This window comes from Sphingomonas sp. PAMC 26617 (assembly GCF_000242835.1).
Taxonomy (GTDB): domain Bacteria; phylum Pseudomonadota; class Alphaproteobacteria; order Sphingomonadales; family Sphingomonadaceae; genus Sphingomonas.
In genome coordinates this window covers 1-2,210 of the sequence record NZ_JH594432.1, presented here as the reverse complement: position 1 = coordinate 2,210, position 2,210 = coordinate 1, and the positions used below count along the sequence as shown (strand labels likewise).

General features: G+C 62.6%; 1 protein-coding gene. It reads left to right on the top strand.

Features of this window, described 5'->3' with window-relative positions; genetic code table 11:
* On the top strand, positions 1-2,210 hold a 2,210-nt coding region (locus tag RH91_RS21140; protein WP_010165472.1), incomplete at both ends, for a TonB-dependent receptor.

Here is a 2,210-nt window from a genome sequence, read left to right as displayed (position 1 = left end):
GCAGTCGCCTTCGCCGGCGTCAACTCGCGCTACAACCGCTTCACCATCAACGGTGTGCAGGTCGGCGACACGTTCGGCCTTAACCAGGACGCGAGCCCGACCAACCGTGGCCCCGTTCCCTTCGACGCGCTCGGCCAGGTCTCGACCTCGGTCGCGCCTTATGATTTCCGCCAGAGCGGTTTCCAGGGCGGCGCGATCGACACGATCCTGCTCAAGGGCACGAACGAATTCCACGGCACCGGCTTCTATTCGCAGAACACGGACGGCCTGTCGGGCGACCGGATCGGGTCGACCAAGATCACCCTGCCGAAGTACAAGAGCGAAACCTACGGCGCGATGCTCCGCGGCCCGATCATCAAGGACAAGCTGTTCTTCATGGTCTCGGGCGAGCGCAACACCGATCCGCGTCCGTTCAGCACGCTCGTCCCGCAGATCCCGGGTCTTACCCAGAACCAGATCAACGCCATCAACGGCATCACCTCGACGAGCCGCTATTCGGCGGTGAAGCCGGGCGACGCCCTGGTCATCAATCCGCGCAAGGACGAGAAGTTCGTCGCGCAGATCGACTGGAACATCACCAGCGGCCAGAAGCTGTCGCTGTCGTACATCAATGCCTATGACTCGCTGGTCAGCCAGAACAACACCTCGACCAGCTCGACCACGCCGAGCTACGGCCTGAGTTCGAACGCATACGCGCTCACCGAGCTGCTGCGCGCAGGGATCGTTCAGCTGAACTCGGATTGGACCGACAAGTTCTCGACCGAAATCCGCGGGCTGTACAAGTACAATCAGCGCGGTCAGGAGCCCCTCCTCGGGCGCGGTTCGGGGCAGATCGGCGTCTGCGTCGATCCGACCTCGATCGTCCAAGCTTCGGGCAACACGGCTACGGGCTGCGCGACCGGTGCGCCGCGCATCTTCTTCGGGCCTGACAACTCGCGCCAGACCAACCAGCTGTTCTTCGATACGTGGGAGGGTTCGTTCCTCGGCCGCTACCGCGCGGGCAACCATGAAGTGAAGCTGCTGGTCGACGTGACCGAGAACCGCACCTTCAACAACTTCGTTCAGAACAGCCTCGGGTCGTGGTACTTCGACTCGCTCGCCGATTATACCGCTGGCCGCGCCAACCAGCTCATCTATGCAGCCGAGATCAACGGCCCGGGCACCGCTGCCGCCAACTTCCATTACACGCAGTACACCTTCGGTCTGCAGGACGACTGGCAGGTCACGCCCGACCTGAGCGTCAGCTACGGTGCGCGCTACAGCATGTATGCGATGGGCGAGAAGCCGATCCTCAACACGTTCTTCACGAACCGCTACGGCTTCCCCAACACCAAGACCTACAAGGGCCTCGACCAGATCGAGCCGCGGATCAGCTTCGCCTATAATGCGGGCAATTTCGTGCACGGCCTGAAGGTTCGCGGTGGCGCGGGCATCTTCGGTGGCGGTTCGCCCGACATCTATCTGTCGAACAGCTTCTCGAACACGATCACCACCAACTCGCTGACCATCAACCGCTATTCGACGGGTACGACGCTCGATCCGACCTGCGCCGTTGCCGGCAGCCTGTGCGATGTCGCGCTCAACAACGTCACGGGTGTCGTTCCGGCGGCCCTTCTGGCGCAGGCGACCAACATCGGGACGAACACCGCGATCCAGCGCACCAACACCGGCGCGATCGATCCGAACTTCCACCTTCCGCGCTCGCTCAAGGCGACGCTCTCGGGTGACATCACGCTGTTCGGGTTCAACTTCGGGGCGGATTACTACTTCTCCAAGAACATCGATCAGGTGATCTTCACCGACATCCGCTCGGTCGTCATCGGCACCCTGCCCGATGGTCGTCCGCGCTACGGCAACATCGCCGGGGCAGCCGGGTTCACCGACAACAACTACGACATCCTGACCACCAATGCCTCGGGCGGCCGCAGCCACATCGGTGTGGTTCGCGTCGACAAGACGTTCGACTTCGGCCTGTCGCTCTCGGGCAGCTTCACGCTGCAGGACGTTCGCGACATCAGCAACGCGACCTCGTCGACGATCAACTCGAACTACCGCTTCCAGGTCTTCGCCGACCCGAACCGCCCCGTCCTCGGAACCTCGGATCAGCAGACGACGTGGCAGTACAAATATGCGGTCGGCTACGATCACGCGTTCTTCCGTGACTACAAGACCAAGATCCAGCTGTTCGGCGAGACCCGCGCGGGCCGCCC